The following is a 24,243-nucleotide window of genomic DNA, read 5'->3' as shown; positions in this document are numbered from 1 at the left end:
AGATGGAGCATGCCAGAACTGCCCGAGGTGGAGACCGTGCGCCGCGGCCTCGTTCCCGCGATGGAGGGGCGGCTGATCGCCCGGGCGATCCAGCGCCGGCCGGATCTCCGCTGGCCGCTGCCGGAGCGGTTCGCGGAGCGCCTGTGCGGGCGACGCGTGCTGCGGCTCGGCCGGCGCTCGAAATACATCCTCGCCGATCTAGACGATTCCGGCGCCGGACCCGAGACGATGATCGTCCATCTCGGCATGTCGGGGCGGATGCTGGTTTCAGGCGCGACGCTGGCGGAGTTTTATATCCCGGCGGGCGGCGCGGCCAGGCATGACCACGTGGTGTTCGAGATGGAGGGCGGCGCGACCGTCACCTTCAACGACGCGCGGCGCTTCGGCGCGATGGACCTCTGGCCGACCGAAGCCATCGCCACGCACCGGCTGCTCGCGGATCTCGGCCCCGAGCCGCTGGCGAACGAGTTTCACGGCGACTATCTCGCGAGGCGGTTCGCGGGCCGGCGTATGCCGGTGAAGGCGGCGCTGCTCGATCAGAAGATCGTCGCCGGGCTCGGCAATATATATGTGGCGGAGGCGCTGCATCGCGCGCGCATCTCGCCGAAGCGGCTGGCGGGTAAAATCTCGCGCGCCGGGATCGACCGGCTGGTCGCGGCGATCAACGCGACAATCGCGGACGCGCTCGACGCCGGGGGTTCCTCGCTGCGCGACTACCGCCAGGCCGACGGTGAACTCGGCTATTTCCAGCATTCCTTCCGCGTCTACGATCGAGAGGGGGCCGTCTGTCCGACCGAGGGATGCGCGGGGCGGGTCCGACGGATCGTTCAGGCCGGTCGATCGAGTTTCTATTGCCCGGGCTGCCAGCGATGAGGGAGGGCGGGGCCGCCGGCGTCTCTCCACATCCGGTCGGGGGCTCCATAAGGGCGTCGCGACGATCAGCGAACCGGCGCCGGACCTTGGCGCGGTCCGGGTTGACCGGCCGGGAGCCGGGGCGTATATGCGGCGCTCGTTTCCAGGAATGACAGAACGGAATCACGTCATGGCCAACTCGCCATCCGCCAAGAAGCGCGCGCGCCAGATCGTGCGCCGCACCGAGGTAAACACCGCGCGCCGCAGCCGCATCCGGACCTTCGTCCGCAAGGTCGAGGAGGCGATCGCCTCCGGCGATTCCGCCGCGGCGAAGACCGCGTTGCAGACGGCCCAGCCCGAGATCATGCGCGGCGCAACGAAGGGCGTGCTGCACGCGAACACCGCCAGCCGCAAGATCTCCCGCCTCGCGGCGCGGGTTAAGGCGATCTCGGTCTGACGTCGGCCGCCGCCCGCGGTGGCGGCGCCTGAAAGCTCATTTTCCGCGCGCGTGGGGCCTGAACCCTGCGCGCGTCTTTTTTTTGACACGGGATTGTGATGTTCACTCTTTGCACCGGTTGAAGGAATCGCGCCGTTGCTTCACTCTTCCGACGTTCTGATCCTGGTCCGATTCTGATATAGAATAGTATAGTGAACGGGAGCGTATAGTGATTATGTAGCGCACGCCCGATCATGGCCGACGAATATTTTAACAATTTCCGGTTTTTCTGACGATTCGCTGTAATGCTGCTTCCTTGTCCGCAGAATCTTCCTCTCTCAAGTCGAGTTCTTGTTGAAGGCGACGCCTCCTTGGGCCTAGCTATCAGTCTCCGTCTTGGGAAGATTCGCGCGAGGAGATTCGAATGGCGCCGTCCGGCATTGGCGAGGTTGACCCCGAAGCGGCGTGGGCTGCGCTGCGGTCTGAGCGCAAAGCCATGTTGATCGACGTGCGCACGCGCGCTGAATGGTCTTTCGTCGGTCTGCCCGATCTTTCGGAAGCGGGGGCCGAGGTGGCGCTGATCGAATGGCAGAGCTTTCCCGCCATGACGATGAATCCAGACTTCACCGCGAGCGCGCTGGCGGCGATCGAAGCGGCGGGGGCGGAGGAAGTCTATTTTATCTGCCGCTCCGGGGTCCGCTCCATGCGGGCGGCGCTCGCCACCGCCGAGGCGGCCGGATCCGCGGGCTGGCCGCTCGCCTGTTTCAACGTCGCGGAGGGATTCGAGGGCGAACTCGACCCAACCGCGAGGCGCGGCGTCTTGAACGGATGGAAAGCGCGCGGTCTGCCGTGGCGGCAGAGTTGAGCGCTCAAGCGCCGATGAGCGCGACAAAGACGGCGCTGGGCGACGCCGGACGAGCACAACGAGGAGGGGAGAAGGCGATGTTGGCCGACGGCGTCAGAATCTGGGATCAGGCGTGTTCGATCGTGAAGACGGAGATTGGACCCGCGGCCTGGGGCCGGTGGATCGAGCCGCTGGCCTTTCGCGGTCTGGCCGCGGATACGGCCCGCTTTGACGCGCCCTCCGAGTTCGCCGCCGATTGGGTGCGACGCCACTACGCGGAGGAGATCGCCGGCGCGCTGAACGAGGCGGGCGCTCGTTGCGCGCAGATCGAAGTCAACGTGGGCGTCACCGACGCCGGCGTCGGCGTCGGCGTAAGTGCGGGCGCGGCGGCGCGCACTCTGCCGGAGCCGGGAGAAGCGGTCCTGCGTTCGGCGCCGCTGGAACGGCGCTTCACCTTCGATCAGTTCGTCGTCGGCCGGCCGAATGAATTGGCGCACGCCGCGGCGCGTCGCGTCGCAGAGGATGACAGCGTCGTCTACAACCCGGTTTTTCTGCATGGCGGCGTCGGGCTCGGCAAGACGCACCTGATGCACGCGATCTCCTGGCGGATCGCAGAGCGCACGCCGGCGCGCAAGGTGCTTTATCTCTCGGCCGAGCAGTTCATGTATCGTTTCATCCAGGCGATCAAGAAGGACAACACCATGGCCTTCAAGGAGCAGTTCCGCTCCGTCGACGTGCTGATGGTTGACGACGTGCAGTTCATCGCCGGCAAGAACTCCACCCAGATAGAATTCTTTCACACGTTCAACGCGCTGATCGACAGCGGCAAGCAGATCGTCATCTCCGGCGATCGCGCGCCCGGCGATATCGAGCAGTTGGAGGAGCGCATCCGCTCCCGCCTTCAATGGGGGCTGGTGGTCGACATTCATCCCACGGATTACGAACTGCGGCTCGGCATCCTGCAGTCGAAGGCGGAGGAAGCGTTGGCGCGCGAACCTTCGGTGCGGTTTGATCCGAAGGTCCTGGAGTTTCTGGCGCATCGAATCTCCTCCAACGTCCGGGTGCTCGAGGGCGCGCTGACCCGACTATTCGCCTTCGCTTCGCTGGTCGGACGGGAGATCACCCTCGACATGGCGCAGGAATGCCTCGCCGATCTTCTGCGCGCCTCGGATCGTAAGGTGACGATCGACGAGATCATGCGAAAGGTGGCGGATCACTATAACCTGCGTCTCTCTGACATGACCTCGGCGCGCCGCGCCCGCGCCGTCGCCCGGCCGCGCCAGGTGGCGATGTATCTGGCGAAAACGCTGACCTCGAAGAGTCTGCCAGAGATTGGCCGCAAGTTTGGCGGGCGCGACCACACCACGGTGATGCACGCGGTGAAGAGGGTCGAGTCGCTCTCCGACACCGACAGTCAGATCGCCGAGGATGTCGAACTGCTGCGCCGGATGCTGGAGGCCTGAGCCTCAGGCCGGCGCCTTCAGTAGCGTCTTCAGGTCGGTCGCCGGGTCGGCGACAGCTTCCGGCGCAGGGCTCTTGCCCGCTTCGATCAGGCGTTTCCCAACCATGTAGGCGCGCGGATCGTTCATCGCGTCGACGGAGATCAGCCGTCCGGCCCGGTAATACCATACGGATTGCGCGCCGGCCGCGCCGGGGCGGACATGAACGTGGTCATAGCCCTGGTTGAGCCCGGCGATCTGCAGCTTCACGTCATACTGGTCCGACCAGAACCAGGGCGTTGGCGTGTAGGACACCGATTCGCCCAGCATCGCCGCCGCCGCCACCTCGGCCTGGTCGATGGCGTTCTGCACGCTTTCCAGTCGGATCAGCCTGCCTTCATAGGGGAAGGACGCGCAATCGCCGGCGGCGAAGATCAGCGGGTCCGAGGTCCGCCCCGCCTCGTCCACCTTCACGCCGTTCTCTGTCTCCAGCCCGGCTTCCGCGGCGATCTCCTGATTGGGCGCGACGCCGACGCCCACCAGAACGAAATCGATATCGACCGTCTCGCCATTGGTGAGCACGGCCCGTTCCACCCGCTCCTCGCCCTCGAGCCGCGTCAGCCCGACCGATTCGCGGATATCGACGCCGTGCCCCCGGTGCAGATCGCGAAAATAATCCGAAGTGACCGGTGCGGCGACGCGCTGGAGGATGCGATCGGCGAGTTCGATCAGCGTCACGTCGAGCCCGCGCAGCGTCGCGACCGCGGCAGCCTCGAGGCCGATATAGCCGCCGCCGACGATCAGAACCCGCGCGCCGGTGCGAAATTCCGGAGCGACGATATCGACATGGCGACGGGTGCGGACCGGATAGACGCCGCCCAGCTCTCCACAGATCGAAGCCGGCAGCCGGCGAGGCCGTGTCCCGGTCGTTAGCGCCAACTGGTCATAGGGGATCTTCCGCCCGTCGCTCAGGTTGACGAAGCGCGCCTCGCGGTCGATCGCAGTGGCGGCGACGCCGATGATCAGCGCGATATCCTCTTCGGCGTAAAACTCCGCCGGCCGAAGATGCAGCCGCGCCTCATCCATTTGCCCCAGCAGATATTTCTTCGAGAGCGGCGGCCGCTGATAGGGAAGTGTGGATTCCTCGCAGATCAGCGTCATCGCGCCCTTGTGGCCGAGCGCGCGCAGCTTCGCCGCCAGCGCCGCGCCCGCCTGTCCGCCGCCGATGATGACGATCCGCTGATCCATGTTGCGCTCCTCAACCCATCTTCGGCCGCCTTCGGCCACGTAGCACACCGAAACGTCCGGTGTTCCGGGAGTCGCGGCGCCGATGGCGCCCCGCCGGCCGGATCCGGGGTTCCCGTCATGGTGGTAAGCGATAGTCCGGCGCACCGGGACGCAGGTCAATCCGCAGACGACGCATTTTCCTGCGATCCAAGAAGCCGGTGTAGATGCGCGGAAGCGCGGGCCGCGACGAGAGCGCAGGCGGCTTCCGGGGCGTCGGCGGAAGTGTTAAGTCCGCTTCCATGCGCCAGATCATCGCCGCAATGAGGAACGAGAGGCCGGTCATTCCGGAACGGTCGCTCCGCGCGCAGATGTCGACGGGATGACGCCACGTGCTTGAGAAACTGCGTCTGCCGGGTCTGATTTTCGCCGTTGCGGCGCTGGCGGCGGGGCTCGTCGGGGCTCATGTCGCGCGTCTGATAGAGGATTTGGGCCGGCACCGCGCGGAATCGGCGCTGAATGCTGGCGGCATGGTCTGGGCCGGCGTTTTGGCGGACGGGCTCATCCTCGAACTGACCGGCGAGGCCCCTGACGAGGAGGAGAGAGAGGCGGCGTTCGCGCTGCTCTCGCGCGCGGCGCAGGCGCCAGCGCTGCTCCAGGCGACGGCGCGTGACGGCGCGACGGCGCGGCTGGCGCAAACGCGGCATCGGGCGGAGGCGCGGGTCGAGATCATGCGCGGGCTCAACGACCTCGCTGTCGTCGGGGCCGCGCCCGGCGCCGCGGCGCGGGCGGCGCTCGCCGACGCGCTCGGCGATGCGGCCCCGGAGCTTGCGCTCGCTGACCTCAGCAGCGCCGACGCGGCGGATGGCGCGGCTGATTGGGAGAAGGCGGTGGAGCCGGCCGCGGAAATCGCAGCGGCGCTGCTCCATGGCGGCGTGGTGATCACGCCGGGGCGGCTCTCTCTCTCCGGGGTCGCGGGCGGCGCGGTGGATCTGGCGCGGATTGATGCGGCGATGGCGAAGGCGGAGGCGGCCGGCCTGATCGTCGAATCCGATCTTGCTTCGTCGCCGGTTCCCACGGCCGCTTTCGTCGTGAGGGCGGAGAAAGGCCCGCAGACCGGTGGGCTGAGCGCATGCGCGGCGCGCGATATGGCGGAGGCCGCGCGCCTGATCGCCGCGGCCGCCGCCCTCGGCGCCGCGCCGGCGCCGCCGTGCGCAATCGGTCCTGGCGCTCCGGATGGGTGGAGCGAAGCCGCGCTCGCGGCGCTCCGCGCGCTTGCCGCCCTGCCGGCGGGCGAGGTCAGCATTGTCGGGCAGCGCGCGCGCTTCACCGCGCTTCCGCCGACCCGGCGGCGGGCTTTCGAACGCGCTGCGGAAACGCTGCGTACGGAACTGCCGCCGGATTTCAAACTTTCACTCCTTTCCGGCGAGGTGGCGGAGGCCCCGCCGATGGCGGAGACGGGGGAGGCGGCGAATGACGTGTCCGGGACGCCCGCGCTACCGCTGGCCGTCACGCATGACGGCCTCACTCTGCGCATTTCGGGCGCCGCGCCGGATCCGCTGATCGGCGAAAGCGTCGCCGCGTACGCGCGTGTGACGATGCCGGGCGGCGAAGTCGAGACGGCGCTGAGCTATGATGGCGTCTTCGCGCCCGGCTGGCGACCCGCCGCGATGGCGATGATTTCGGCGCTTTCGAAGCTGGAGCGCGGGCGCGCGCGGCTCGGTCCCGAGAGCGTGGAGGTCGAGGGCGAGATTCGCGACCCGCTGGCGATCGCCGACCTACAGCGCGAACTCGTTCAAAGTCTGGACGACGGGCGGAGGGCGGAAACCAGGATCACCGTTTCGCCGGCGCGGCTGGCGGCGGCGCAACCCTTGCCGCCCATACGCTGCGCCGCCGCGCTGACCGAGGTTGTCTCCACCGATCCGATCCGCTTCTCGCCGGGCTCGGCGGAGATCGACGAAGCGAGCGCGCCGGTTGTCGCGCGGCTCACGGAAACGCTGGCGCGCTGCGCCGGCGGGCGAATCGAGATCGCAGGGCACACCGATTCGCAGGGCTCCGAGAAGACCAATCTGCGGCTCAGCCGGGCGCGCGCGGAGGCGGTGCTCGGCGCATTGCTGAAAGCCGGGGCGCGGCTCTCGCTTCTGACCTCGGCCGGTTACGGCGAGGCCGAGCCGATCGCCGATAACGGCACGGAAGCCGGGCGCGCGCTCAACAGACGGATCGAATTTCGCGTTCTCGAAGACGGAGAGACGCCATGACCCGCGTCGAACTTACCATATCCATCGCCGGCGCGCTTCTGACCGCTTTCGCCATCGGCTGGCTGGCGCATTGGCTCTGGTCGCGCGCCGCGCGCGTCGCTTCGCCACGTGGCGACAGGGCAGATGAGCTGGCGGCGGAGTTGCTGGAGATCGAGGCTGAGCGCGACCGAATCAGCGCCGAAGCGGCGGCGGAGGTCGCCGCCGCAGCAGCATTGCTGCGCGAGCGTGAGGCCGAGCTTTCGGCGGCGATGGACGGACTCGGCGCGGCGCGGGCTGAACTCGCGGCGTTGCGGGGCGAACGCTGACCCGGCCCAGTGTGAACCCGGTCAGTAACTTTCCAGCGCCGCCTCGATCCGGCGCGCCAGCTCCGCCAGCGCCGCGCCGTAGGCGGCGGCGAGCGCGGCGTGATTCTCGCCTTCGGTCGAAACGCTGATCGTGAAAGGGCCGGTGACGGCGCTGGCGCGCTCACCGGCGCGCGCCACGGTGAGTTGACCCTCGAGCGTCACCTCGCCGCCGAGCGCGCCAAGGAACCGGTCGACCTCCGTAGTGACGATGAAATCCGGCGCCGCGCCCTGCGGCCAGGGATCGGCGTAGACGGCGCCCTCGCGCAGCGCAGCGAGGCTCCGCGCGACCAGCCGCGTCGCGGCGCGCGGCGGCTCCTCCGCCCAGCGGTGCTGATCGTCGGCGGTGATCGCGCCGGACTGATCCTGAGCGGCGATCTGGACGCGCCGGGCGTAGAGCGGCAGACCGATTTCGCGCAATCCGACCGATTGCGCCCCCCCGGCGCCCGCGCCCGAAGGCGCCGGCGCGTCCAGCAGATAGAGATAGGGTCCCGGCGCCGCGGCGCAGGCGGCGAGGACGAGACAGGCGAGGGCGGCGAGGAAACGGCGCATGGTCTCTATTTCCCGAGAATCAGAACGTTGGGTTCACGCTCGACCAGATCGGCGAGGTCGCTGATCGCGCGGGCCGCGTCGCGTATCTCGCGGATCGCGGCGACGGCTTCGTAATTCAGCTCGGAGCCGACATCGAGCGCAGCGAGGAAGTCGTCGGCCCGCGCGGCGAGGGTGGAAATGCGTCGGACCAGTTCCGGCGTCCCGTCGGCGGCGCGCGCGACGGCGGCGGCGGCGGTGTCGAGGCTGGCGAGCGCCGCGGCGGCGGTCCCGGCGAGGTCCGCCTCGCGAATCCGGTCGAGGAACGCGGCGGATGAGGTGAGAGCCGCCGTCGCCGAGGCTGGTAGTTCCTTCGCGCCGGGCGCGTCGAGGATGGCGCGGAGCGCCGTCGCCGTCTCCGCCGCTTCGCTTGAAAGGCGCCTGAGCGAGGGGTCGTCGAGAAGAGCGCGCGCCGCCTTGAGGGCGCCTGCGAGCTCGGCCGCCGCGTTCTCTCGCTGCAGTTCTTCGAGAAGCGCGCGCGCCGAGGTGAGGCTTGCGTTCAGTTCCGCCGGCGCGGCGCGCAGGGCCGGGTCGTCAAGCAGCGCGCCAAGGGAGGTGAGCGCGGCGTTCAGCGCCTCCGGCGTCTCCGCGAGCCCCTTGTCGGAAAGCAGCGTCGCCGCCGAATCCATCGCCTTCGACGCCGAGCCGACAAGCCGGTCCAGCGCCGGATCCTCCAGCCGGGTCCGGAGCGCCGTGATCGCGGCGGCGGTCTCGCCGGCGGCGTCCTCGGCCTCCAGCTTCGCGGCGACGGCGCGCGCGCTCGCCAGAAGTGCGGCGAGGTCGGTGCGCGCGGAGAGGGTTTCCGGCGAATCGATCAGCTGGCGGACGGAGGCGATCAGCGCCTCCGCCTCCGCCGGAACCGCCTTGAGACCGGGCGCCGTCAGAATCGCCTCCAGCGCGTCGAGCGCCGCGACCGCGTGCGCCGGCGCCGCTTTCAGCGCCGGATCGGAAAGCAGCGCCGTCGCCGCCTTCGACGTCTCGTCCACGCTGGCGGCGAGCCCGGCGAGCGCCGGGTCCTCCAGCCGCGTGCGGAGCGCGGCGACGGCGCCGGCGGCGTCCTCCGCAAGGCCGGATTCGTCGAGCGACGCCGCCAGCGCCTTCAGGCTGGCTAGCGTCGCCGCGAGATCCGCCCTTGTGGCGTCGAATTCCGGCGAGGCGACGATCTCGTTCAGCGACGCGAGCAGCTTCGCCGCTTCTTCCGGCGCCGCGTTGAGTCCGGGCGAGGAGAGGAGCGCGGTCGCCGCCTCAAGGGTCGCGACCGCTTTTCCTGGCGCGTCGCGCACCGCTTCCGACCCGATCAGCTTGTTGACGTTCTCCAGAAGCAGAACCGCGTTGTCGAAGATCGCTTCGATCGGCAATTGCTCGATCCGTCGCATCGCGCCCTGAACGGAGCCCGTCAGCTCATCGAGATCGGTCGGAACCGAGGGCATGCGCGGGCGTCCCTCGTCGGGACGGGTCAACTGTTCCGGCGCTGCATCGGGGGCGTCGACCAGACGCACGATCAACTCACCAGTCAGGAGGCTGCCCTGGGTGAGCTGCGCGCGGAGCCCTTTTTCGACGGCGCGTTCCATGAATTCGAGCGCGCCGGTCGTATCCCCATCGGCGAGCCCGAGTAGAGACGGCGCCAGCGCGATGGTGGTGCGGGTCGCGAAGCGGCCTGACTCGGCATCGATTTCGGCCGCGATCTCCTCGACCCGGCCGACGCGGATGCCTTGATACTCCACCGGCGCGCCGACCGAGAGCCCGCGCACCGAGCGGCCGAAATAGACATCGAGCAGCAGCCGTTGGCCGGCATCGGCCTCGGAGACCTGCGAGCGGGCGTCGCGCGGCGTGCCGTAAAGCGTGTAGAGATGGTTTTCCTCGACCGGTTTGGGCTGGCCCTGCGAGAAATCCTGAAACGCCACGCCGCCCTGCAGCAGCGCGGTGAGCGAGCCGATGCGGAAGCGCGCGCCATCCGCGCCGAGGCTGATATCGACGCCAGCGACGACCCAGAAGCGGGTGTCTTCGGTCAGCCTGACATCGTTCGGCGCATTGACGAAGACGTCGAACACGACGCTTTGCCCATCCTCGGACAGATGTTTCGATTCGACCTTTCCGACCTCGACCCGCCGGAAGAACACTGGCGCACCGACCGAGAGCGCGCCGCCGTCGGCGCTGACCAGCCGCACCCGCTTGCCGGGCGTGTCGCTCGGCGTCAACGGCGGGTTGTCGAGCGCGGTGAACTTGCTGGCGGGCGCGCCGCGCACCGCGTCCCAGGAGCCTTCGATATAGGCGCCGGAGAGCACGGTCTCCAATCCGGTGACGCCGCGGGCGGAGACCTCCGGCCGGACCACCCAGAATTCCGCCTCCGCGTCGATATAGGGCGCAATGTCTGGCTCGAGCCTGACCTTGGCGACGACCTGCGACAGATCGGCCGAAAAGTGCAGGTCCTCCAGCCGACCGACCTCGACATTACGATAGCGCAGAACGGTTTGTCCGGCGGTCAGTCCCGCCGCGGTCGGAAAGTAGATCTCGATTATCGGGCCGCGACCGGCGTAGTCGCGCCAGAGGAGACCGAGCGCGACGCCGATCGCGATCAGCGGGATCAGCCAGACCAGAGAGACGAAGCGCGGCCGCGCGGTTTCGATCTCCGGCTCGGGCGGGGCGGCGTCGGGTCGGTCCGGTTCAGCCATCGGCGGCCCCGATACGATCCCAGATCAGGCGCTGGTCGAACGCGCGCGCCGAGAGCATTGTCGCACCGACGGAGAGCGCGAAAAGCGCCGCCGCCGGCCCCGGCGCGACATTCGCCAGCATGCCCATCCGGACCAGCGCCGAGAGGATCGCGACGACGAACACGTCGATCATCGACCACCGGCCGATGAACTCCACCACCTCGTAGAGCCGGAGCGCGGCATGCGGCGCGAGAGGGGCGCCGCCCGCGGCCATCACGCCGAGCCGGCCGATGGCGAGAAACTTGGCGATGGGGATGACGACGCTGGCGAAGAAGACGATCCCCGCCACCCCCCAGGAGCCATGCGCCGCGAGGTCGATCGCGCCGCCGACGATGGTGCTCTGATAGACCTTGCCGAAATTGGTCGTGATCAGCATCGGATAGAGATTGGCGGGGATGTAGAACGCCAGTCCGAGACCCAGCCAGACCCAGACCGCCGCGAAGCTGCGCCGCCCCCGGCGCGGCAGATGCGCGCCGCAACGTCGGCAGGCGCGCTGACCGAAGGGCGCGGCGCGGCCGCAGATCTCGCAGCCGATGTAATGGGCCGCGATGGCGGTCGGGGGGCCGGCCGCCCGGGCGTTCGGAGGGGAGATCGCAGCGCCGCTCACGCCAGCCGCCGCCAGATCGATCGCCGGCAGAGCGCGGCGTCTTCGCAAAAGACGACGATGGCCAGTGCGAGGAAGAGCCAGAACGCGGCGCCGAGGCCGACGATGGCGAGGCCGGAGATCTTGACCAGCGCGACGATGACGCCGATCACGAATATCTCGACCATCGACCAGGGCCTGAGCTCGATCGCCAGCCTGAAGGCGGCGCGCGCGAAGGGGAGCGGCGGGCGCTCCAGCCGCATCGGCGCGAGCACCCAGAGAAGCGCCGCCGCCCGTGTCAGCGGCAGCGCCACGACCATCGCTCCGACCGCGAGCGCGAGCGGCCAGGCTTCGCCGCCGGCGGCGATCACGGCGTCGAGCACCGACGCGTACTGGCGCCGTCCGGACGCTTCGATATTGACGAAAGGCAGAAAAACGCCCGCGCTCAGCAGCACGATCGTCGTCAGCGTCGTCGCCAGCACGCCGTCGAGCGCGCCGGGCCGCTCCGTCGTCAGGACGGAGCCGCAGCGCGGGCAGCGCGTGCGCGCGGCGCCCGCAGGCGGTTCGGAAAGAAGCGCGTCGCAGGCGTGGCAGGCGATCAGAACCGGTCCGGTTTCGGTCTGGGTGGTGGTCGCTTCAACTGCCAAGTGCGGCGGCCTTCGAATAATGGAGCGCGCCCGTATCGCCGGCGCCGGCGAAGGAAACCACGGATCGGCGGACGGGTCCAGCGGGCGGACGGACGGATACCCGGTGCGGCGGGCCTCCCGCGCTGCGTTGACCATTCCAAACTCCGCCCGGGCGCATTGCCCGCTTTAACCCTGAATCGTGGCGGTGGGGCGGAGGCGGATGGCTTGCCGCGCGCACCCGGCGAGATACGGACCGCCGAACCGGAAAAATAGTGCGGAACGCTCTCTCAGGCGTCGGGGTCGGACGAGGTGGCGAGCGCATGCTCGATCCGGTTTGGCTTGCGCGAAGCGCTGGCGGCGACTCTCGCGGCGGCCAGCCTTCACGGCGCGCCTTCCGGCAGGGCGGCGATCCGTCCGCCGAAGAAGGAGAGTCCCGCCGATATACGGCCCGGTGGCGGGCGCGCGCCTTCGACATGGCGCAATGATGTGCGCGCTGCTATCCGGGGCGTCAAAGGAGAGCGACATGCGTTCAATCGAAATCCTCGACCGGCTGATCGCCTTCCCGACGGTGAGCCGCGACCCGAATATTGAACTGATCCGCCATGCACGCGATTTGCTGGAGGCGGCGGGGGTGGAGACCACGCTGATCCCCGATTCCGATGGCGGCAAGGCCAATCTCTACGCCACGATCGGCCCGAAGGACCGCCCCGGCGTCATGCTTTCCGGCCATACCGACGTCGTGCCGGTCGAGGGGCAGGCCTGGACCGTCGACCCCTTCCGGCTGACCGAAAGGGACGGGCGGCTATTCGGACGCGGCGCCGCCGATATGAAGGGCTTCGTCGCCGCGGCGCTTTCCGCCGCCGAGCGGGCGGCGACGCGCGATCTCGCGACGCCTCTGCATATCGCGCTCTCCTATGACGAGGAGGTTGGCTGCCTCGGAGTGCGGAGTCTGATCGACATGCTCGCCGGCGCGCCGGTCCGCCCGGCTTTCGCCATCATCGGCGAGCCGACCAATATGGCCGTGGCGACCGGACACAAGGGAAAGCGCGGTCTGCGCGCCACCTGTGTCGGGCGCGAGGGGCATTCGGCGCTCGCCCCGCTGGCGCTGAACGCGCTGCATCTCGCGGCGGATTTCATAGGCGCGGTGCGGGCTGCTCAGGCGCGGATCGCAGCCGAGGGGCGGCGCGACGGCGATTATGACGTACCCTACACGACGCTCCATGTCGGCAGGGTGACGGGCGGCGTCGCGCTCAATATCGTCCCCAATCGCGCGGAGGTGGATTTCGAGATCCGCAACCTCGCGACCGATGACGCCGACGCGATCCTCGGCGCGCTGGCCGCGGACGCCGATTCCATCGCCAGGGCGACCGGCGAGCCGGAAGCCGCGATTCGTTTCGAGACGGTGATGGAATATCCCGGCCTCGACACTGCGCCGGACGCGGCCATCGTCGATTTCGTCAAGGCGCTGACCGGCGCGAACGGAACGATCAAGGTCGCCTTCGGCACTGAGGGCGGGCTTTTCTCAGACCGGCTCGGGATTCCCGCAGTGGTCTGCGGGCCGGGCTCGATGGCGCAGGGCCACAAGCCCGACGAATATGTCAGTCGCGAGCAGATGGCGAAATGCGACGCCATGCTGGATGCGCTGCTGGCGCGGCTTGCGGCGGGGCTTTGATCGGCTGTCCGTCGGCGCGCGCTCAGCGGTAGTGGGGGCCGTGGCCATGCCCGTAATATCCGGGCCGGTGGTGGTCGCGATAGACGACACGCGGCGCGGGGCGGCGATAGACCCGCCGCTCGACGACCACCGGCCGGCGGTGGACATGGCCGTAATAGCCGCGCGCCGGGCGACGGGTGTGATAGACGCGTGGCGGAGGAGGCGCGTGATATTCGCGCCTGTGGTTGCTTTCGGCGATCGCCGCGACCGTACCGCCAAGAACGGCGCCGATCAGTACGCCGCCGAGGATGGCGTTGTCCGCCTTCGCTTCGTTCGGCTGCGCGGCGACGGCGAGGCCAAGCGCCGCGGCGCCGGCTATGAATGACCTGAACATGCAAGTCTCCTTCGCTCAGTCCTGATTCTCAAACGGCTCACGGCCTGTTTTCCGTCGCGCTCCGGGGAACCTGACGCCGGCGCCATTGCGCGATGGACCGGGCGGCGACGCGCTGCTATGAGGCGGCGCATGTCAAATCCGGTCGGCAGGTTGCGAATTAGTGGCCCGGCCTCCCCCTGAGGGAGCGCCGGGAAAAGGCGGCGCGTCGCGCGCCCTCCGAACACCTTCGACCATACCGCACCCATTAGACGGACAGACAAACATGTGCGCCCAAGAGACCGCGCCCGACGCGCAGGACAAGACCGATTACAAGGCGACGCTGCGCCTGCCGCAGACCGATTTTCCGATGCGCGCCGGATTGCCCGCCCGCGAGCCCGACTGGCTGGCGAAGTGGGAGGCGATGGACATCTACGGTCGGCTTCGCGCCAAGACCGGGCGCCCGCCCTTCACGCTCCATGACGGCCCGCCCTACGCCAACGGCCATCTCCATATCGGCCACGCGTTGAACAAGACGATCAAGGACATGATTGTCCGCTCGCGCCAGATGATGGGCCATGACAGCCGCTATGTGCCGGGCTGGGACTGTCACGGGCTTCCCATCGAGTGGAAGATCGAGGAGCAGTATCGCGCCAAGGGCCTCGACAAGGATGATGTGCCGATCAATGAACTCCGCGCCGAATGCCGGAAATTCGCCGCCGAATGGGTGGATATCCAGCGCAAAGAGTTCAAGCGCCTCGGCGTGACCGGCAACTGGGACGACCCGTACCTCACGATGGATTTCCGGGCCGAGGCGGTGATCGCCGAGGAGTTCATGAAATTCGTCATGAACGGCTCGCTCTATCAGGGCTCGAAGCCGGTGATGTGGTCGGTGGTGGAGAAGACCGCGCTGGCGGAGGCCGAGGTCGAGTATCACGAGCACAAGAGCCATACGATCTGGGTGAAGTTCCCGGTGGCGGAGGTCGCGACAGAAAACTTCACCAATTTGCTTGGCGAGAAAGATGGAACTTCTTTCTCTGGCGACATTCCCGACAATTACTCTCCGCTACCAGAAAACACCTCGGTTCTAATCTGGACCACGACCCCTTGGACGATCCCGCAGAACCGGGCGATCTGTTTCAATCCATCAATCTCTTACGGCCTTTATCGCGTGACGAATGCGACGGCGGACGCAAAAGCGACGACTGGTGACTATCTACTTCTCGCGGACCCGCTAGCGTCCGAGATATTTGAGAAGGGAAAGATTCTGGCGGATGGATGGGAGAGGGTTCGCGACGTCTATCCGGGTGAACTCAAAGCAATCACCTGCGCCCACCCATTTCGCGGCGCGGAGGACGCCAACAGCGAGTGGGATTTCGACGTTCCACTCCTCCCCGGCGACCACGTCACCGACGACGCCGGCACCGGGTTTGTCCACACCGCCCCGAGCCACGGCGCGGACGACTACGTCATCGGCCAGAAACACGGCCTGCCGATGACGCATAACGTGCTCGAAGACGGCTCCTTTCGCGAGGATATCCCGTTCTTCGGCGGTCAGGTGATCTTCGACGAAAAAGGCAAAGAGGCCGGCGCCAATGTCGCCGTCATCAGGAAACTGGCCGAGGTCGGGGCGCTCTTCGCCAAGGGCTCGATGCGCCATTCCTATCCGCATTCATGGCGCTCCAAGGCGCCGCTGATCTTCCGGAACACGCCGCAATGGTTCGCCGCCATCGACAAGCCGCTCGAAGACGGCATGAACGCGGTCGGAAAGACGATCCGCGAGCGGGCGCTCGGCTCCATCGACAAGCTCGTCGCCTTCACCCCCGCGTCGGGCAGGAACCGCCTTCGCTCGATGATCGCCGCGCGGCCGGACTGGGTGCTGTCGCGCCAGCGCGCTTGGGGCGTGCCGATGACGTGCTTCAAGCGGGAGGTCGCGCCGGGTGAGGTCGAGGTGCTGAAGAACGCCGAGGTCAACGCCCGCATCGCCGCCGCATTCCGCGAAGAGGGCGCCGACGCCTGGTTCAAGGACGGCGCGAAAGAGCGCTTCCTGAGCGGGATCGAAGGCGTCGACCCGACGGAGTGGGAGATGGTGACCGACATCCTCGACGTCTGGTTCGATTCCGGCTCCACCCACGCTTTCGTTCTTCGCGACCGCGAGGACGGGACCGAGGACGGCATCGCCGACGTCTACATGGAAGGGACCGACCAGCATCGGGGCTGGTTCCATTCCTCGCTCCTGCAGGCTTGCGGGACGATTGGGCGCGCGCCCTACCGTGCGGTCGTCACCCACGGCTTCACGCTCGACGGCAAGGGCCAGAAGATGTCGAAATCGCTCGGCAACACCATCGTTCCCGAAGCGGTGGTGAAGCAGTACGGCGCCGATATCCTCCGCCTGTGGGTGGCGCAGTCCGACTACACCGCCGACCAGCGGATCAGCCCGGAAATCCTGAAGGGCGTCGCCGACAGCTACCGGCGACTCAGGAATTCGCTGCGCTTCATCCTTGGTAATCTCGACGGGTTCTCCGAGGTCGAGCGTGTAGACCCGGCCGAGATGCCGGAGCTGGAGCGCTGGGTGCTGCACCGCGTGGCCGAGCTCGACCGGATCGTGCGCGGCGGCTATGGCGATTACGCGTTCTCGCATGTCTTCCAGCAGCTCTTTCAGTTCTGTACGGTCGATCTCTCGACGCTCTATTTCGACATCCGCAAGGACGCGCTTTATTGCGATGCGCCGGATTCGCTCCGTCGGCGCGCGGCGCGGACCGTGCTCGACATTCTCTTCCACCGGCTGACCGCGTGGCTGGCGCCGATCCTCGTCTTCACCATGGAGGAGGTCTGGCTCGAGCGGTTTCCGGGGGAGGAAAGTTCGATCCATCTGCAGGACTTCCCGGAAACGCCGGACTGGCGCGACCCGTCGCTCGCTTCGCGATGGGAGGCGATCCGCCGCGTCCGCCGCGTCGTCACCGGCGCGCTGGAGGTCGAACGTCGCGAAAAGCGCATCGGCGCCTCGCTGGAGGCGGCGCCCGCGGTCTTCGTCGCCGACGACGCGGCGCGCGGGCATCTGCATGAAGTTGATTTCGCCGATCTCTGCATCACCTCCGGCATCCGGATAGAGGCGGGCGAAGGGCCGGCGGACGCCTTCCGGCTGGACGAGGTCCCCGGCGTCGCGGTTGTCCCGGCGCTGGCGTCGGGCGCGAAATGCGCGCGCTGCTGGAAGGTGCTGCCGGAAGTTGGCGGCGCAGCCCATCCCGATATCTGCAACCGTTGCGCCGCCGCGCTCGCCTGAGATTCAGACGCTCCCGAGCCGACCGCCAGAGACGCGCCGTTTGCAACGCGCCTCGGGCGGAACCTGGCCGGCGCGGCGCGGCGGATGCGGCGCTCTATTCGGCCCGGCCGAGACCCATCGCCTGCTGGACGACGCCAACCGTCAACAGATAGATCGACGACGCCATCAGCCCGAGAGTGCAGATGAACGGCTGCTGGAAATGCGTCCAGCAGGCCCAGCCGGCGAAAGCGACCCATGCGCAGCAGACCGGGAGCGAGACGTTGCGCCACAGCTTTGTGCGCACCGGATGCACGAACCGGAGCGGCATGAACTGTGTGACGCTGATCAACAGGATGATCCAGAACCCTGTGGCGTTGGTCAGATCCGTCGCGAAGAGCACCAGCACGACCATGTTCCAGCAGCCGGGAAAACCCTGGAAGCTGGCGTCCCGCGTTTTCATTCGCGTATCTGCGAAGTAGATCGCGCCGGTGATGATGATGATCGCCGCCGCCGGAATGGCCAGCGGGTAGTACATCGTCCCCGAAGTCACCAGCGCCACCGCCGGGATGAAGACATAGGTTAGATAATCGACGATCAGGTCGAGGATGACCCCCGACCAGCGGGCCGCGCGCGCTGCGACCCTGAGCTTGCGCGCCATCGGCCCGTCCACCCCGTCGACGACCAGCGCCGCGCCGAGCCAGGCGAACATCTCCGCCCATGCGCCGCGCATTGCGGCGAGCATCGCCAGAAATGCGAGAAACGCGCCCGAGGCGGTGAAGAGATGCACCGAAAATGCGAGCAGCCGCGCGATCATCCGACTTTCCTAATGGCTGATCGCAGGGTTGACCAGAGTTGTGAAACCTCCACCTTGCGCCGGGCGACGGATCGGCGCTGTATCGCACGGAGATTTTTCACGGAGGACGATCATGGCCATGGACGGCCCGCTCAGCAACGCGCAGACGCGCGACGTCGAAGCGCTTCTTCACCCCTACACCAATGCGGTTCAGCACCGGAAGGTCGGCCCGCATGTCATCGAACGCGGCGAGGGCGTCTATGTCTTCGACGATTCCGGCAAGCGCTACATCGAGGGCATGGCCGGTCTCTGGTGCGCCGGGCTCGGGTTCGGCGACAGCGAACTGATCGACGCGGCGAAGGAGCAGATGGGGAAGCTCCCCTATTACCATCTCTTTGGCGGCAAGAGCTTCGAGCCGGCGATCGAGCTGGCGGAGAAGATCAAGGAACTGGCGCCAATGCCGGTCTCGAAGGTGATCTATCAGTCGTCCGGCTCGGAGGCGAACGACACTCAGGTGAAGCTCGCCTGGTACTATAACAACGCCCGCGGTAAGCCCGAAAAGAAAAAGATCATCAGCCGGGTGCGGGGCTATCACGGTGTCACCATCGTTTCAGGCTCGCTCACCGGCCTTCCGTATAACCACAAGCGGTTCGACCTGCCGGTCGACCGCATCCTCCATACCGGAACGCCGCATTTCTGGCGCGAAGGCCGCGACGGCGAGACCGAGGCGGAGTTCTCCGCCCGGCTGGCGGCGGAGCTTGACGAAATGATCATCCGCGAGGGACCGGATACGGTCGCCGCATTCATCGCCGAGCCGGTGATGGGCGCCGGCGGCGTTCTGGTCCCGCCGGCGGACTATTTCCCGGCGATCCAGGCGGTGCTGGAGCGCCATGACGTGCTCTGCATCGATGATGAGGTGATCTGCGGTTTCGGGCGCACCGGAAACTGGTTCGGGGCGGAGACATTCGGGATGAAGCCGACCTCGATCTCGATGGCGAAGCAGCTGACCGCGGCCTATGCGCCGCTTTCGGCGGTCGCGATCAATCAAGACATGGCGGATGCGATCGAGGCGCAGTCGGGCGAGGTCGGCACCTTCGGCCACGGCTTCACCTATGGTGGCCATCCCCTCGGCTGCGCCGTCGGGGTGAAGACCATCGAGATCTACCAGCGGCGCGACATCGTCGGCCATGTTCGCCGGATGGCGCCCATCTTCAGGGCGAAGCTCGACGCGCTGGCGGCGCATCCGCTGGTCGGCGAGGCGCGCGCCTCCGGTCTGATGGGCGGGCTGGAGCTTTCGCCCGACCCGGCGAAGAAGGCGGCGTTCTGCGAACCCGGAAAGGTCGGCGCCTATGCTGCGGACGAGTTGCTGAAGCGTGGGGTCATCAGTCGGGCGATCGGCGACACGCTCGCCTTCTGCCCGCCGATGGTGATCACCGAGGCGGAGATCGAAGAACTCTTCGCGCCCGTCGAGGGTGCGCTCGACGCCGCCCATGCCTGGGCGAAAGCGGAGGGCCGCTTCGGCTGACATTTTCCAGGCGCGGCCGTGACGGCCGCGCCTGGCTTTCTCAACGCGCCGCGCCCTTGCCGGCGAGCCCGCCGGAGACCTCCTCCGTCGATTCCTCCGTCAACTCCTCAGGCAGCAGGAGGTTGAGAACGATGGCGATCAGCGCCGCTGGCAGGAGGCCGCTAGTCATCAGCACCTGCGCGGCGTCGGGCAGGTGCTGGACCGCTTTCGGCTCAAGCTGAAGGCCGAGCCCGACCGAAAGCGCGATGGCGAAGATCACCATGTTGCGCCGGTTCCAGTTCACGTCCGCCAGCATCGAGACGCCGGCGGCGACGACCATGCCGAACATCACGATCACCCCGCCGCCGAGCACCTCGATCGGGATCGTCCGGATGATCGCGCCGACCTTGGGAACCAGCCCGCAGAGAATGAGGAATAGCGCGCCGATGGTGACGACATGCCGGCTCATCACCCCGGTCATCGCAATCAGCCCGACATTCTGGCTGAAGGAGGTGTTGGGAAGCCCGCCGAAGGCGCCGGCGATGGCGGTGCCGAGCCCGTCGGCGTAGGTCGCGCCGGCGATTTCCCTGTCGGTCGCCTCTCTGCCCGCGCCGCCCTTCGTGATGCCAGAGACGTCGCCGACTGTCTCCACCGCCGAGACGATGGCCATTAGGCAGAACCCGGCGACCGCCGCGAAGCCGAACTCGAACCCGTATTTGAACGGGACCGGCGGCGCGAAAGCCGCGGCGCGGCTCCAGCTTGTCCCGATCGCCTCGAATGTCACCACGCCCATCGCCAGCGCGTAGACATAGCCGACGAGAATGCCGATCAGGACGGCGGAGACCGAAAGCATGCCGCGGGTGAAAAACTTGAGCGCGAGCGTCACAAGTATGACGACGAGGGCGGTCGACCAGTTGAGAAGCCCGCCATATTCCGGCTGATCGATGGCCGGCACGCCGCCGGCGGCGTACTGGATCCCGACCTTGACAAGCGCCAGGCCGATCATCGTGACCACGAGGCCGGTTACGAGCGGCGGCAGCGCGAAGCGGATCCTGCCGATGAAGAACCCGAGGCAGGCGTGAAAGAGGCCGCCGATCAACACCCCGCCGAAAAGCACGGGAAGAGCATCGACTCCCTTGCCGGCGACGAGTGGGATCATGATCGGGATGAAGGCGAAGCTGGTGCCCTGCACGATTGGCAGGCGCGCGCCAACCGGGCCGGCGCCGATGGTCTGCAGAAGCGTCGCGACGCCGGCGAAAAGCATCGACATCTGGATCAGGTAGAGCAGTTCCGGGAAATCCGGCGAATTGGAACCGAAACCGAAGCCAGCCGCGCCGGCGACGATGATCGCCGGGGTGACATTGGAAACGAACATCGCGAGGACATGCTGAACGCCGAGCGGGATCGCCTGCGCCAGCGGCGGGGTATAATCCGGGTCGCGCAGCTGCCGCGGCGTCCCCAAGCGTGAAATCGCCATTCCGAATCGCCCTCCCTGTCGGAGGCGGGCGCGTTTTCGCGCGCGCCTCGTTCTCAACCTCCGTCGATGATCTCCCAAGGCTGATCGAACCAGTGTTCTTCCAGATTGTCGCCCGGCCCGATCCGGTCGACCACCGCGAAGAGGCCCGGCGCTTCCAGCGGCGTCAGAACACCGTGCCATATGTTGCGCCCGATGTTTACGCCTTCGCCCGGCGCGGTCCGAAACGCCAAAGGACAGCCCGGCGCGCCATTCTCATCTGGCGCGACGATCACGAGGAACGGCGCGAGGGTCATCGGCAGGAACGCCTGCGAGCCCAAAGGATGCCGCTCCATCATGTCGAGCCGGTAGGGGAGGGCGCGCGGTGTGGCGTTGAACAGGCTGATCCCGGCGCGCCCGTCCACGATGTCGGGAGCGGCGAGGTCGTGGTGGCGCTCGCAGAGCCCCTGATTGATGATCTTGTCGGGCGCGGGGCGCCGCGCGATCATCTCTCCGAACGGCGCGAAAGCTTTCGCTGACAGGGGATGATGCGCGATCCGCCTCACAGCGCCCTCAGCTTCGGCAGGCGGTTCACATCCTTGTAGAGAAGATAGCGGAATCGCCCCGGACCGCCCGCGTAGCAGGCTTGCGGGCAAAAGGCGCGGAGCCACATGAAATCGCCCGCCTCCACTTCCACCCAGTCGTCGTTGAGCCGATAGACGCCCTTGCCTTCGAGGACGTAGAGTCCGTGCTCCATCACATGCGTCTCGGCGAACGGGATCACGCCGCCGGGCTCCAGGTTGACGATCGTGACATGCATGTCGTGGCGAAGATCCTCCGGTGGCGCGAACCGGGTCGTCGACCAGGCGCCGGCGGTGTCGGGCATCGGCGTCGGGGCGACTTCGGACTCGGAAGTGAAGATCGGGTCCGGCGCGCCGAGCCCGGACGCCGGCTCATAGCTCTTGCGGATCCAATGGAAGCGGGAGACGCCCTCGCCTCTGTTGCGCACGGAGTAGCCGCAGGCCGGCGGCAGATAGGCGTAATCGCCCGGCCTCATCTCGCGCGCCGCGCCGTCGAGGGTGATCTCCAGGGCGCCCTCCACGACGAAGATCCCGCATTCGGCTTCCGGGTCCGGCTCAGGGGCGTCGGCGCCGCCACCCGGCGCGAGCTCCATGATGATCTGCGAGAAGGTTTCGGCGAAGCCGCTGAGCGGGCGCGCCAGCACCCAACCGCGCGCGCCGGTCCAGCCGGGAAAGACGCTGGTGACGATGTCGGTCATCACACCGCGCGGGATCACCGCATAGGCCGGGGTAAAGATGGCCCGGCCGCTCAGAAGGTCGGATTGCGGCGGCAGGCCGCCCTTTGGCGCGTAGTAACTGGTCATGTAGGAAAAAGCTCCGTTATGCGAAGGAAGGCGATGCGTTCGACCTGACGGCAGGCCTCTTGCAGTTCGGCGTCGCGGTCGTTGCCGATGCGACGCTCGAAGGCGGCGAAGACGCCGATCTTGTCATGATCGCGCACGGCGATGATGAAGGGAAAGCCGAATTTTTCGACATAGCGCCGGTTGAGATCGGTGAAAGCCGCGCGCTCCGCGTCGGTCAGCGCGTCGAGTCCGGCGGCGGCCTGTTCGGCGCTGGAGGCGGCGGTGAGCCGTTTCGCGGCGGCGAGCTTGCCGGCGAGGTCGGGATGGGCGTTCAGAACGCCGAGGCGTTCGGCCTCGCTGGCGGCGCGAAACGCCCGGGCGAGCGCGTTGTGGACCCCGGCGGCGCAATCATGCGCCGGACCGAGCTCCAGCGCGTGCGCGCGCTCGGCGATCCATGGCGAATGCTCGAAGACGCCGCCAAAGGCTTCGACGAAGCGCGCCAAACTCATTTGCGAGGGGCGCTCCCATGCTGGCGCAGGCGGGTGCGCGCGCGCCCAATGCTCGGCGATCTCTATCCGCCGCGCGAACCAGACTCCGTCATGACCGCGCGCATGGTCGAGGAAGCGTTTCAGCGCCTGGATCCGCCCCGGTCGGCCGATCAGCCGGCAATGAAGGCCGATGGAGAGCATTTTCGGCGCGCCGGCGACTCCCTCCGCGTAGAGCGCGTCGAAGCTGTCGCGAAGGTAGCTGAAGAACTGGTCGCCGGAATTGAAGCCCTGCGGGGTCGCGAAGCGCATGTCGTTGGCGTCGAGCGTATAGGGGACGATGAGCTGATCGCGCCCACCGACCCTGATCCAGTATGGCAGATCGTCCGCGTAGGCGTCGGCGATATAGGCGAACGCGCCGGTTTCGGCCGCGAGCCGGATCGTGGCGGTGGACGAGCGCCCGGTGTACCAGCCGCGCGGCGCTTCGCCGGTCACCTCACGATGGAGACGGATCGCCGACTCCATGTCCGCGCGTTCCGCCTCCGGCGCATGATCGCGGTAGTCTATCCATTTCAGGCCATGGCTCGCGATCTCCCACCCCGCGTCGGCCATCGCCCGCACCTGTTCGGGCGAACGGGCGAGCGCGGTGGCGACGCCGTAGACTGTGAGGGGGATGGCGTATTCGGTAAAAAGCCGGTGCAGCCGCCAGAACCCGGCGCGGGCGCCGTATTCGTAGATCGATTCCATGTTGGCGTGGCGCTGGCCGGGCCAGGGGGCGGCGCCGACGATCTCGGATAGGAACGCCTCCGATGCGGCGTCGCCATGCTGGATCGAGTTCTCGCCGCCCTCTTCGTAATTCAGCACGATCTGCACTGCGATCCGGGCGCCGCCGGGCCAGTGTGGATCGGGCGGGGTGGGGCCATGGCCGCGCATGTCGCGATCGTAACGCATCGACGCCTCCTCCTTCGCCTCAGGATAGGCCGGATCGCGCACGCCGTCCTCATCGAACTTGGCCGCCGGCGGCGATTCCGGGCTTTTCCCCGTCGCGTCGGTGGCGCATCCTGCTCGCCGACGCATCTATCGAGCCGAAAGGAACGACATGGCGGGCTATCTGACAACCCATGTGCTCGACACTTCGGCCGGCCGACCGGCCGAGGGGATGCGAATCGAGCTTTACCGGATCGAGGGTGAGGCGCGGACTCTCATCCGGACGACGACAACCAATGCGGATGGGCGGACGGACGGTGCGATGCTGCCGGAGGATGAGTTCGTCCGGGGCGTTTACGAGCTGATCTTTCACATCGGGGACTGGCTGGACGCCGCCGGCGCGCCGGGAGAGGCGCCGCGCTTTCTCGACCTGGCGCCGATCCGCTTCGGTATGGCGGAGGATGGCCATTATCATGTCCCGCTAATTTTCGCGCCGCATGGCTATTCGACCTATCGCGGCAGCTGAATGAGCA

Annotated in this window: 21 protein-coding genes; 10 read left to right on the top strand and 11 right to left on the bottom strand. The window is 67.6% G+C overall.

Annotated features, from left to right (window positions below):
• Positions 1-9 precede the first annotated feature (9 nt).
• From mutM to dnaA, 4 genes are all read left to right on the top strand, one after another.
• A complete protein-coding gene (mutM, locus tag G5B40_RS10775) occupies positions 10-873 on the top strand; it encodes a bifunctional DNA-formamidopyrimidine glycosylase/DNA-(apurinic or apyrimidinic site) lyase (RefSeq protein WP_165098375.1) in 864 nt (287 codons plus the stop codon).
• A gap of 169 nt (positions 874-1,042) precedes the next feature.
• Positions 1,043-1,309, top strand: a complete 267-nt coding sequence (gene rpsT, locus G5B40_RS10770) for a 30S ribosomal protein S20 (RefSeq protein ID WP_165098373.1) — start codon at positions 1,043-1,045, stop codon at positions 1,307-1,309.
• 403 nt (positions 1,310-1,712) lie between these two features.
• The gene (locus tag G5B40_RS10765; protein ID WP_165098371.1) at positions 1,713-2,153 is read left to right on the top strand and encodes a rhodanese-like domain-containing protein; all 441 of its coding nucleotides are present in this window, start codon (positions 1,713-1,715) and stop codon (positions 2,151-2,153) included.
• A gap of 77 nt (positions 2,154-2,230) precedes the next feature.
• Positions 2,231-3,595 carry a chromosomal replication initiator protein DnaA gene (gene dnaA / locus G5B40_RS10760; protein ID WP_165098369.1) on the top strand — a complete coding sequence of 455 codons (1,365 nt, stop codon included), beginning with the start codon at positions 2,231-2,233 and terminating at the stop codon, positions 3,593-3,595.
• A gap of 3 nt (positions 3,596-3,598) precedes the next feature.
• Here the strand turns inward: dnaA and G5B40_RS10755 are convergent, their stop codons facing one another.
• Entirely contained in the window at positions 3,599-4,819 is a 1,221-nt protein-coding gene (locus tag G5B40_RS10755) for an NAD(P)/FAD-dependent oxidoreductase (RefSeq protein WP_165098367.1), read from the bottom strand.
• A 368-nt stretch (positions 4,820-5,187) separates the two neighbouring features.
• Between G5B40_RS10755 and G5B40_RS10750 the strand changes: the two genes are divergently transcribed.
• Both G5B40_RS10750 and G5B40_RS10745 read left to right on the top strand, forming a co-directional pair.
• Positions 5,188-7,053: an OmpA family protein gene (locus G5B40_RS10750; protein ID WP_165098364.1), complete on the top strand. Its 1,866-nt coding sequence runs from the start codon at positions 5,188-5,190 to the stop codon at positions 7,051-7,053.
• Positions 7,050-7,358, top strand: coding sequence for a hypothetical protein (locus tag G5B40_RS10745; RefSeq protein ID WP_165098362.1), 309 nt, complete (start codon positions 7,050-7,052; stop codon positions 7,356-7,358). The genes G5B40_RS10750 and G5B40_RS10745 overlap by 4 nt, the downstream gene beginning before the upstream one ends.
• A 21-nt stretch (positions 7,359-7,379) precedes the next feature.
• Here the strand turns inward: G5B40_RS10745 and G5B40_RS10740 are convergent, their stop codons facing one another.
• Genes G5B40_RS10740 through G5B40_RS10725 form a run of 4 tightly spaced genes read right to left on the bottom strand, consistent with a single transcriptional unit; the run spans position 7,380 to position 11,923 of the window.
• Positions 7,380-7,946 carry a PqiC family protein gene (locus tag G5B40_RS10740; protein WP_165098360.1) on the bottom strand — a complete coding sequence of 189 codons (567 nt, stop codon included), beginning with the start codon at positions 7,944-7,946 and terminating at the stop codon, positions 7,380-7,382.
• A 5-nt stretch (positions 7,947-7,951) separates the two neighbouring features.
• Positions 7,952-10,654: an MlaD family protein gene (locus tag G5B40_RS10735; protein ID WP_165098358.1), complete on the bottom strand. Its 2,703-nt coding sequence runs from the start codon at positions 10,652-10,654 to the stop codon at positions 7,952-7,954.
• Positions 10,647-11,300, bottom strand: a complete 654-nt coding sequence (locus G5B40_RS10730) for a paraquat-inducible protein A (RefSeq protein ID WP_246209468.1) — start codon at positions 11,298-11,300, stop codon at positions 10,647-10,649. The genes G5B40_RS10735 and G5B40_RS10730 overlap by 8 nt, the downstream gene beginning before the upstream one ends.
• On the bottom strand, positions 11,297-11,923 hold the full coding sequence (locus G5B40_RS10725) for a paraquat-inducible protein A (RefSeq protein ID WP_165098356.1): 627 nt from the start codon (positions 11,921-11,923) through the stop codon (positions 11,297-11,299). The genes G5B40_RS10730 and G5B40_RS10725 overlap by 4 nt, the downstream gene beginning before the upstream one ends.
• A 502-nt stretch (positions 11,924-12,425) precedes the next feature.
• Here G5B40_RS10725 and argE point away from each other — a divergent pair.
• Positions 12,426-13,574 carry an acetylornithine deacetylase gene (gene argE, locus G5B40_RS10720; RefSeq protein WP_165098354.1) on the top strand — a complete coding sequence of 383 codons (1,149 nt, stop codon included), beginning with the start codon at positions 12,426-12,428 and terminating at the stop codon, positions 13,572-13,574.
• 22 nt (positions 13,575-13,596) lie between these two features.
• Here argE and G5B40_RS10715 read toward each other — a convergent pair whose 3' ends face one another.
• Complete coding sequence (locus G5B40_RS10715; RefSeq protein ID WP_165098352.1) at positions 13,597-13,947, bottom strand: hypothetical protein; 351 nt, start codon at positions 13,945-13,947, stop codon at positions 13,597-13,599.
• Positions 13,948-14,209: 262 nt separating this feature from the next.
• Here G5B40_RS10715 and ileS point away from each other — a divergent pair, with 262 nt between their 5' ends.
• Positions 14,210-17,206 carry an isoleucine--tRNA ligase gene (gene ileS, locus G5B40_RS10710; protein WP_165098350.1) on the top strand — a complete coding sequence of 999 codons (2,997 nt, stop codon included), beginning with the start codon at positions 14,210-14,212 and terminating at the stop codon, positions 17,204-17,206.
• A 94-nt stretch (positions 17,207-17,300) separates the two neighbouring features.
• Here ileS and G5B40_RS10705 read toward each other — a convergent pair whose 3' ends face one another.
• A complete protein-coding gene (locus G5B40_RS10705) occupies positions 17,301-17,999 on the bottom strand; it encodes a CDP-alcohol phosphatidyltransferase family protein (RefSeq protein WP_165098348.1) in 699 nt (232 codons plus the stop codon).
• Between the two features lie 112 nt (positions 18,000-18,111).
• Here G5B40_RS10705 and G5B40_RS10700 point away from each other — a divergent pair, with 112 nt between their 5' ends.
• Positions 18,112-19,503: an aspartate aminotransferase family protein gene (locus G5B40_RS10700; RefSeq protein WP_343040105.1), complete on the top strand. Its 1,392-nt coding sequence runs from the start codon at positions 18,112-18,114 to the stop codon at positions 19,501-19,503.
• 40 nt (positions 19,504-19,543) lie between these two features.
• Here G5B40_RS10700 and G5B40_RS10695 read toward each other — a convergent pair whose 3' ends face one another.
• From G5B40_RS10695 to puuE, 4 genes are read right to left on the bottom strand one after another with little or no spacing between them, the layout of a single operon-like run.
• Positions 19,544-20,959, bottom strand: a complete 1,416-nt coding sequence (locus tag G5B40_RS10695; protein WP_165098346.1) for a uracil-xanthine permease family protein — start codon at positions 20,957-20,959, stop codon at positions 19,544-19,546.
• 53 nt (positions 20,960-21,012) lie between these two features.
• The gene (locus tag G5B40_RS10690) at positions 21,013-21,444 is read right to left on the bottom strand and encodes an ureidoglycolate lyase (protein WP_246209467.1); all 432 of its coding nucleotides are present in this window, start codon (positions 21,442-21,444) and stop codon (positions 21,013-21,015) included.
• A gap of 53 nt (positions 21,445-21,497) precedes the next feature.
• A complete protein-coding gene (locus G5B40_RS10685) occupies positions 21,498-22,319 on the bottom strand; it encodes a bifunctional allantoicase/(S)-ureidoglycine aminohydrolase (protein ID WP_165098340.1) in 822 nt (273 codons plus the stop codon).
• Complete coding sequence (gene puuE / locus G5B40_RS10680; protein ID WP_165103528.1) at positions 22,316-23,734, bottom strand: allantoinase PuuE; 1,419 nt, start codon at positions 23,732-23,734, stop codon at positions 22,316-22,318. The genes G5B40_RS10685 and puuE overlap by 4 nt, the downstream gene beginning before the upstream one ends.
• Positions 23,735-23,882: 148 nt before the next feature.
• On the opposite strand from puuE, the gene uraH reads away from it, so the two are divergent.
• Complete coding sequence (uraH, locus tag G5B40_RS10675; protein ID WP_165098338.1) at positions 23,883-24,236, top strand: hydroxyisourate hydrolase; 354 nt, start codon at positions 23,883-23,885, stop codon at positions 24,234-24,236.
• Positions 24,237-24,243: the final 7 nt, after the last annotated feature.

The organism is Pikeienuella piscinae, assembly GCF_011044155.1.
GTDB lineage: Bacteria > Pseudomonadota > Alphaproteobacteria > Rhodobacterales > Rhodobacteraceae > Pikeienuella > Pikeienuella piscinae.
The sequence above is the reverse complement of the archived record's forward strand: the minus strand, read 5'-3'. Positions and strand labels throughout refer to the sequence as shown.